Genomic DNA, 7622 nt, shown 5'->3' with positions numbered 1-7622 from the left:
TGCTCCGAACAGGGTCACAGACCGGCCCACCTCTTGCCACGACTGACGCTTGAAGAGCTGAGCCGTCAGCACCGGCTACGCCGGTGCTGCTCCTCCTGAATTACACCACTTGCTGGGACGCTGCTCTTGGCGCCCTCCGGCAGGTCCATGAAGGAGGAGGTGGAGAGCACCAGTCGTTGGGGGCGTTGAGCATCACCACCACCAGCTGGAGCAGAACTCAGGGCGCCATCACTGCGGCGAAAGCCGTAGGCATCCACCAAGCCCGTGCGCACCCCCACTGGCAAGGCGGTGCGTGACAACAGATCCTCGTAGTCGCTGCGGCAGCGGTAGTGGTTGAGGTACTGGTGGGCTAGGCCCAGGTGGGGCAGATCGCCTTCTCCAAAGGCGCTGCCATCCACTGAGTACCAGAGGGCTGGCAGGTCAAAGCGCTGCGGCAGCAGCGAAGGCTCACCCACCGGCACCAAGTCGTAGCCATCCACGGCGCCGGGGTTGGGGTTGGCCTGCCAGCTGCGCAGCACCAGGCCGTCATCGGTGAGCGAGAGGCTGCGGTAGATCCACGCTTGTGGATCGGGCACCAGGCCGCCGTGGGCATCGATCACCACCGTGGGCACTGATGCATTGCCGCTGGCGAAACGGGGCGGCAGGGCCTGCCGGCGTGGCTCCCGCCAGACGATCTCCAACGGGCCCGACGCCGGAGCACTGCTGGTGCCATCGGTGGGCAGGCGCCAGTTGAGCAGGTCGCCTCGGGGCACCAGTTGCAGGCGGGGCAGGGAGAGCCGGTCGCCCTTGCCGAGAGCCTCCAGCCGGTCGCCTTCTGAGGGCCAGCGGTGCTGGGGCGGCAGCTGCAGGATTAGGCAGCCTCCATCCCGCAGGGTGAGCAGGTCGGCCAGGAACAGGAACACCCCCAGATCGGTTCCCTGGCCATCCACGTCGGTGGCCACCCGGCTCAGCGAGTCGGGCAGCTCCTGCCAGGCCAGCCGCGACAGCATCCCTGCGTATGTGCGCAGGGCATCGCGGTAGAAGCCGGTGGGGCGGGCGGCCTCCAGTCGCTTGAGATAGCAGGTCTCGGGTTCCTCGATGCCGCGGGTTAGATACAACGGCCGGCGGCTGGTGCCGTCGGGGAGCTCCAGCAGGGTCCAGCAGTCGTAGACCAGTTGCAGGCGATCTCGCAGGCCAGAGAGGGTGGGGTGTTCCAGCCAGGGGGGCTGCAGTGCCAGCTGCGTGTCGCTAGTGATAGATGCAGGCCTGCGGCGGCGGGTGGTGGGCACTGGCTGCTGGCGGCATCACAGCTCTTGCCAGGAGCAGTGCTTTGGTCGTGAAGTGAACAATTCAGGATCTGCATAGGCTTGTCCGAGAGAAGGATGCCAAGCCAGACTCCATGGCACGGTGCCTTGCGATTCTTGTATGAGTCCTGAAATGATCTGGCCGAGAAAATTTCTTCGCCTTATTCATTGATACCCCATGGGGCTACATTGGCTATGTTAGTGGCTTACGCTTTCCAGGCAGACCAATAGATTCGGTGCTATACTTAAAATATATTTCGTTTGGCGGGGAACCGTAAATGAGAGGGCTTTCTAGGTGAACATATTTACTCAGCTTGTTTATGTTGTTGGGAGGGTAACTCCAGACCATGTCGAAATGCTTGGCACCGGCTTCCTGGTAAGCAATGATGGGCAAATAGCTACTACACATCACGTTACAGGTTCTGAGGGGGCTAACTTGGTGATACTTTCGCCTCATATAAACAGCATAAACTCTTATCAAGACTTGAGCGACACCAGCTGCCAAACTATTCCTGTTTCAGTCCAAGAAATCGATCCCATACGCGATTTAGCAATATTGAAAGCAGAAATTAAACACACTGGCTCGATCCCTAGACTCGGAAGCTTCGACGACGATAATGTGGGCGAGGAGGTTGGTATTTTTGGTTATCCCCACTGTGTTGAGGGTCGTCGAGCGCTCACGTTTCAGAGGGCAGAGATTGGAGCAAAAGTTCTGATTGATACGAAGGGAATCAAGTCAAAGCATGCAGTTATAAATACTCAAGCGAGGCCCGGGCAATCAGGCAGCCTTGTCTTCTCGTCTAAGGATCAGTCGATATCTGGTGTATTGGTTGGCGCGTGGGCTCCTGGCCAAGGAGGAATTTCTCTTGGCGGTATTAATCCGCGAGAATTGCACCAAACAACACAGTGCGTATCTGCGGAATACTTGAGGGACATGCTGTGACAGTCAAATTTGAAATCCCTATGGCCGATGAAGAAGAATGGCTCGGGCTTCTCAAGCCATACCAGCGCTCAATAATTAACGTGTTTCTCAAAGAAGACAGCCTCGAAGAAGCTGCCGAAAAGTGGCTAAGTACTACCGGTTCACCAAACATAGTGCCCTTCGGCGGCAATCAGAATTCAAAGCCGTTCTGGGATAGGTTTAGCGTCGAAGTTCGTAAATTCTTGTGCGATGACGAGGCTTATGTTGAAGAGAAGAAACTTCTCTCCTCAGAGAGTGAGGTATCTAAAGCCATTTTAGTAAGCACAATATCAGCCGCGATCGGGGCAACCCTTGGCTTTACCGCAACGCTTCTTGCGCCTCCCGTGACTCTATTGATTTGTTCGGTTGGAAGAATTGGAATCAATGCATATTGCAATTTTGACAGTTGACAATGCCATCTGCCTGGCCGCTTCAATAGACCTGCTCCTATCGGTTGGTGATAGCAGACGTTCACTCAACCGGAAAAGCAACCACCCGCACTGAGCAAGCATCAACGATCTGAAACCACTGTGCGCGGCTCATTCCTATTCGCTCCAGCATCTCCTCCACGCCAACTCCTGAGGACAGCAACCGCTGCCCCCGCGCATGAATCTCCCGCCACGTCGGCGGCACCTTCAGCAGGAATCCATTGTCCCGAAGGAAGTGCGTGATCTCCCCATTGGCATAGGTACGCCCGTAAGGCCGAAATGGGCCCCGTGAAGGGTCGTAGCGGCGCGCCGCTTTGATCAGCCCGATCATCGCCAGCTGCAGCAGGTCCTCTTTGGGATGGACAGTGCGGCGAGCGAAGTTGCCAGCGATCTTCTCCGCAAGGTCCCTGTGCTCCAGCGCCAGGGCATCAGCAGCGGCATGGGGCCTCACGGGGCGCTCGCGACGGGGTTTGCAGCGCGGGAGCCGCTGACCATGGGCTCTGGGGTGGTGACGCTCCGGTTCCTGCAGGTTGATCACCAGCTGCTCTGCCCGTGCATGGCACGCCTGCCGGCGGTAGCGCCGTTGCCGCAGCATTCGCTCCGCCCCAGCAGCATTGCCCACCAGCACCACCGTGAGCGGCAGCACCAGCTGCTCCACGCCCCGCGACAGCACAGCACCCACTGGACTGGCCACAAGGGCTCGTCTGGGATGTCCCCGCACTGCGGACACCATCGGCTCGCTCATCGACTCACCAGCAGTGGCGTCACCACTGGCTGGATGCCCTGGGCCTTCCAGTAGCGGCCCTCAAGCCACAGGGCACCGTGGCAGAAGGCATCCACCAGGTCCTTGCTGCCTTTGGGGAAACGGATCGCTTCCTCCACCAGCGGCTGGGCGCGGTGGTGAAAGCGAATTTGACCTGCTTCCACCAGGGGGGCGACGGCATGGGCGCGGGTTTCCTTGCTGCCCCGGGCGGTGATAGGCAGCATCCCCGGCACGCGGCGCCGGAGGGTTTGCAGCACCGCCGGGCCATTGGCGGCGTCCTCGATCAGCACGGCATTGGGCCTGAGGCCCTGCTGCTCCAGCGCCTGCAGGCAGCCCAGCAGGAAGCGGATCACCTCCGGAAGGCCAAAGCGGTGCCGGGCAGCCCAGAGCACTTCGAGCTGGAGTTCCTCCAGTGGAGCCTGGCCCTCCTGTTGTCCTGTGCGCGGATGGATCCGCCGCTGCGGTGGTGCCAGCAGGCCCGCAAGGCAGAAGCCGCAGTAGTCGCTCTCAGCTTCCCCCTTGAAGCTCAGGTCACAGGAGAGGGCCAGCAGGGCGTACTGCCGCTGGCGGCCAGAATTAGCTCCTGTCGCCTCGCAGGGGAAGGGCGGCCGGATCCAGTTGCGCAGGAAGATTGAGCCCGACGCCGGGCTGGGTCGCTGCTGATAAAGCGCTGCCCACCAGTAAGCGCCAAGGCGGGCGCAGATTTTGACCAGCTCGCTCAGCGGGAACCGCTCCGGGCAGAGGGCCTCTCCCGCCTGGCGCCAGTCGGGTACCAATGAGCAGGTGGGCGGCAGCTTGGGGCGTTCGGTCGGGTCCTCGGCGATGGCTGGCAGGTCCAGCACGGTCCAGTGCTGCGGCGCTTCCCCCAGCTCCTGCTCATACAACCAGCCGATCACGTCCTGGTGGTCCCAGCGGGTGAGCACCACCACCTGGGCCGAGAGGTTCGGTTGCTCCCTGCCGTCCGGCCCCAGCACAGAAGCCGGTTCTGCTCGGGTCAGCCACACCGAGCGCAGCCAGTCGATCAGCTTCTGCCGCAGAGCAGGGCTGGCGGCATCACCTGGGCCCTTGTAGGGGTCATCAATGATTCCCAGGCTGTAGCCCTTGCCCGTGAATGGGCCATCGACGCCGGCAGCGATGCAGCCACCACGCTGCCGCGTCAGCCAGTTGCCCACAGCTGCTGAATCGCTGGCCAGCAGGTGGCCGGTAACCCGGTAGAAGTGGCGCGCCTCTCTGGAGTGGGCGTAGGCCAGCTCCGCCGAATACGAGGCGATCGCCGCAAAGAGATGCGGGTAGCGCTGCAGGAAGTAGGCCGGAAACAGTTTGGAAACCAGGAGACTTTTGCCGAGGCGGGGAGGACAGGTAACGATCAGGCGGCTGAGCTGGCCATCGGCCACCTGCTGCAGCAGCTCGATCAGCACGTCAGCCCAGCGCTGGAAGCCATAGCGGGGGTAGGCCTCGGCAATAAAGCTGCGCAGGCTCTGGGGTTCCGATGGCTCGGCTGTGGTGGCCGTTGGCAGGTGCAGCAGGCCGGCATCACCCCAGGGGTCGAGCTCGCTCAGCAGCAGGCCGCTGCCATCTGCAGCAGGACGCTGAACAATCGCCGCAGGAAAAGGAGCGCCCCTCATGCCCGTGGCTCCGGTGGCTTGATCGGTGCGCGCAGCAGGCCACCGATCTCAGCAATCACGCGGAAGGCGCCAACGGCGGCCGAAAACTGCTCGGAATCCATGGCCCGGCGGGCGCACTCATTGAGGGCAAAGATCTGCTCAGCCTGGTGCCGGCGCCGGTCGGTGATCAGCTCCTCAACCATCCGCTCGCGGGCGAGGTTGAGGTAGCGGTTCACCGTCTGGCTGTTGCGGACCCCCCATTTCTCACCAGTGTTCTCCAGGATCTGGACCAACGGCAGGCGCTGGGCGATCCATAGCTGGGCTTCCGCCACCCGCCGCTCGATCTCCAGCCGACTGGGCCTGGGGGCCGCAGTGGTCCCGCGCCGCTGACGTGGCGGGTTACCTGGTCCCACCGGCCGCCGGGGGTCCACGCCCACCGCCGCCCCCAGCGGCTGTCCGTCGTCATCCTCCGCTGGTGCTGCGCAGCGCAACACCTCAATCGGGTCCGTGCCGCACCCATCGCCTCCAGGGCGCAGCGGGCTGCTCACAGCGGCCCCTCCTGCAGCACCACCCGCACATAGGCGGCCCACTGCTCAGGGGTGAGCACCACCCGCCAGGTGCCGCCACGAAAGCGCACCAGGGTGGCGGCATAGGGCACGCCGGCATGGCAGGCCTGCTGCTCTGCTTCCTTGGGTTTCAGCCGAGCTGCCGCTGCCACATCCGCCCAGCTGGCCACCTGGATGGCATGGTCCGGAACCCCGTCCAGATCACCTAGATCACCACCGGCAGCAGTGGTGCGGCCGGCACCGAGGCGTCGACGCACCGTGAACTGCAGCAGGCGGCTGATCAGCTCGGCAGCCTGGCGTTCAGCCGTGCCCCCCTTGCGCTTGGCCGGATGCATCGCGGCTTGCCCTCAGTTGCGCGGCAGACGGATCGTCCAGAACGGCCGCCCTGTTCTGGCGGTCGCGGCACCACTGGCAATCGCGTCCTTCTGGGCGGCCTTGAGGGCCTGCTCTCGTTGCTTGATGGCCTCGGGGTAGGCATAGGTAGTGCGACCAGAAGACCAGCAGAAGCTGGTGTCGTTGTGGCAGAAGGTGGGATCCACCATCCCAGCCTCAAAGGCCGCATCGAGCTGATCGAGCAGGGGTTCAAGCTCGGCCTCCAGCTGCTTGTGGGAGTTCTTGATCGCGGTGATGCGATCCAGCAGGGCATCAAGCACAGCCGAATCCAGCAGAGAGGAGGGCGCTGCCGGTGGCGCGGGAGCTGGGGCAGAAGCAACGCCCGCCAGGTTGATGGGCGCCGCAGCGATAGGTGCGCCCAGCGAATCGGATGCCATGACCGCAAACACCGAGCAAGAATTGGCCCGGAATTACGGGGCACCTTAGCGGCTCGCAAACGTGAGGCACAAGTAATGGCTCAGGCCTCTGGCGCGCTAGGGCTCAGAACGGCCGGTGCAGACCGCTGTAATGACTCCAAGCCGCTGCCCAGGCCAGCAGACACTCCCGCCGCGTGTAGGGCGCAGAGAAAAGGGTGCGGCCAGGCCGGCACCAGATGGTCTGGCCGTAGTCGAACCACTGCCCCTGGCTGCTCTCCAGGGCCATGTAGCCACCGATCTGGGCGCGGGTGCAGTAGGTGCTGCCGCCGTCCGCCAGCGATTTCAGATCAGCCAGCACCCGCGCCGGGCCCGCCGCCCAGCTGGGCCGATCGCTCGGAATCGGCAGGGCGGGATCAAGGAAGGCGGTGTCGTAGGTGCCGGCCACATTGCGCACCAGACAGCAGGTGGGGCGCTCAGAAGCAATCACCTGCACCTGCTGCCAGCGCCCGTGGTTCAGCAGCGGTTCAACCCAGTCGGCGTACTCGGCAAAGGCCTCACCGTGCTGCGGGTGTTCAAGCAACTGCACCTGCCGGTGCTGGCAGCGAGGTGTGGCGCGCTGCGCCTTGAGGCTGAGTTCCAGGGCCAGGTGACAGGTGGTTCCCCGCGGTTGCCAGATCGCCTGGGTAGCGGCGATGCGGGCCATGGCGTAGCTCGACTTACCAGCCGCCAGCACGCCGGTGATCGAGACCGGAAAGAGGTGATCGCCCAGCCAGTAGCAGTGATAAGGATCACGGCGCAGCAAGCCAGGGATCGGCGCCAGCCAGCCGCCGGCCTCCTTGCCGGTAACGCGCCGGCCGGGCAGATGAGCAGCAGCGTCGCTGGGGAATGTCATCGGCATCAATCCTGCTCCCTGCTGCTTGGCGCTTGCAGCGAGGGGCGTGTCATACCCCGATGCGGAGGGGGGAACAGGGGGACAGGGAGGGACAACCCTTGTCCCGCCAGCAGATCACCTGCGGTGCAAGCGATCTGGGCCTTAGGGGGGACGGGGGACAGCCGTAAGGGGAATTTCGAAAGGCTCGAGGCTGCAACCAGCAGACAGCAGAAAAAGAGAGAAATCCTGTCCCCCCTGTTCTTCTTTTCTCTAAGAGTTTGCGGAAAAACCACCTGAACGCCCGCGTTTTTCCCTCCTGAGAGCTGATCACGCTCCGTCCGGGCTGGTTTTCAGCGAATCAGCGGCTCAGAACGCCCATTTCAGGTGTTTTGCCCCG

General features: G+C 63.0%; 9 protein-coding genes. 2 read left to right on the top strand and 7 right to left on the bottom strand.

Annotation, left to right across the window (positions count from 1 at the left end; all coding sequences use genetic code 11):
- Positions 1 to 65: 65 nt before the first annotated feature.
- Positions 66 to 1268 carry a hypothetical protein gene (locus KBY78_RS14120; RefSeq protein WP_255144125.1) on the bottom strand — a complete coding sequence of 401 codons (1203 nt, stop codon included), beginning with the start codon at positions 1266 to 1268 and terminating at the stop codon, positions 66 to 68.
- 310 nt (positions 1269 to 1578) lie between these two features.
- Here KBY78_RS14120 and KBY78_RS14115 point away from each other — a divergent pair, with 310 nt between their 5' ends.
- Together KBY78_RS14115 and KBY78_RS14110 are read left to right on the top strand one after the other, a co-directional pair.
- Entirely contained in the window at positions 1579 to 2226 is a 648-nt protein-coding gene (locus tag KBY78_RS14115; RefSeq protein ID WP_255144123.1) for a serine protease, read from the top strand.
- 20 nt (positions 2227 to 2246) lie between these two features.
- On the top strand, positions 2247 to 2654 hold the full coding sequence (locus KBY78_RS14110) for a hypothetical protein (protein ID WP_255144121.1): 408 nt from the start codon (positions 2247 to 2249) through the stop codon (positions 2652 to 2654).
- A 61-nt stretch (positions 2655 to 2715) separates the two neighbouring features.
- On the opposite strand, the gene KBY78_RS14105 is transcribed toward KBY78_RS14110, so the two are convergent.
- The 6 genes from KBY78_RS14105 to KBY78_RS14080 form a co-directional block, all read right to left on the bottom strand.
- Complete coding sequence (locus KBY78_RS14105) at positions 2716 to 3417, bottom strand: sigma-70 family RNA polymerase sigma factor (protein WP_255144120.1); 702 nt, start codon at positions 3415 to 3417, stop codon at positions 2716 to 2718.
- The gene (locus tag KBY78_RS14100) at positions 3414 to 5060 is read right to left on the bottom strand and encodes a terminase (protein WP_255144119.1); all 1647 of its coding nucleotides are present in this window, start codon (positions 5058 to 5060) and stop codon (positions 3414 to 3416) included. Before KBY78_RS14100 ends, KBY78_RS14105 begins: the two co-directional genes overlap by 4 nt.
- The gene (locus KBY78_RS14095; protein ID WP_255144117.1) at positions 5057 to 5587 is read right to left on the bottom strand and encodes a hypothetical protein; all 531 of its coding nucleotides are present in this window, start codon (positions 5585 to 5587) and stop codon (positions 5057 to 5059) included. The genes KBY78_RS14100 and KBY78_RS14095 overlap by 4 nt, the downstream gene beginning before the upstream one ends.
- The gene (locus KBY78_RS14090) at positions 5584 to 5940 is read right to left on the bottom strand and encodes a hypothetical protein (protein ID WP_255144116.1); all 357 of its coding nucleotides are present in this window, start codon (positions 5938 to 5940) and stop codon (positions 5584 to 5586) included. The genes KBY78_RS14095 and KBY78_RS14090 overlap by 4 nt, the downstream gene beginning before the upstream one ends.
- A gap of 12 nt (positions 5941 to 5952) precedes the next feature.
- A complete protein-coding gene (locus KBY78_RS14085) occupies positions 5953 to 6375 on the bottom strand; it encodes a hypothetical protein (RefSeq protein WP_255144115.1) in 423 nt (140 codons plus the stop codon).
- A 103-nt stretch (positions 6376 to 6478) separates the two neighbouring features.
- Positions 6479 to 7246: a hypothetical protein gene (locus KBY78_RS14080; RefSeq protein ID WP_255144114.1), complete on the bottom strand. Its 768-nt coding sequence runs from the start codon at positions 7244 to 7246 to the stop codon at positions 6479 to 6481.
- Between the last annotated feature and the right edge of the window lie 376 nt (positions 7247 to 7622).

Source organism: Synechococcus sp. EJ6-Ellesmere (assembly GCF_024345875.1).
In the GTDB taxonomy this organism is placed as follows: domain Bacteria; phylum Cyanobacteriota; class Cyanobacteriia; order PCC-6307; family Cyanobiaceae; genus Regnicoccus_A; species Regnicoccus_A antarcticus.
Note: the sequence above shows the minus strand (reverse complement) of the source record. Positions and strands in the feature narration are given on the sequence as shown.